Raw genomic sequence first — 354 nt, forward strand, 5'->3', positions numbered from 1 at the left:
ATCAGTTTCAGCTTGATTACAGATTACATTAACCGGCTAAAGGCGGGTTAATAAAAAGAATTTGCCTGGCGGCTGTAGCGCGGTGGTCCCACCTGACCCCATGCCGAACTCAGAAGTGAAACGCCGTAGCGCCGATGGTAGTGTGGGGTCTCCCCATGCGAGAGTAGGGAACTGCCAGGCATCAAATTGCAGTAAACCGGGATGAAAATCCGGGTGGTGACAAAGAAATTCGGTGGAGCGGTAGTTCAGTTGGTTAGAATACCTGCCTGTCACGCAGGGGGTCGCGGGTTCGAGTCCCGTCCGTTCCGCCACTTATTAGAAAATTAAGCCTGCTACTAAGCAGGCTTTATGATA

General features: G+C 51.4%; 1 tRNA gene and 1 rRNA gene. Both read left to right on the forward strand.

Annotated features, from left to right (window positions below):
- Positions 1-64 precede the first annotated feature (64 nt).
- Positions 65-180, forward strand: a 5S ribosomal RNA gene (rrf, locus tag FDX19_RS15805).
- 54 nt (positions 181-234) lie between these two features.
- A tRNA-Asp gene (locus FDX19_RS15810) sits at positions 235-311 on the forward strand.
- The last annotated feature ends 43 nt before the right edge of the window (positions 312-354 follow it).

It is taken from the genome of Citrobacter sp. wls619 (assembly GCF_005281345.1).
Classification (GTDB): Bacteria; Pseudomonadota; Gammaproteobacteria; order Enterobacterales; family Enterobacteriaceae; genus Citrobacter.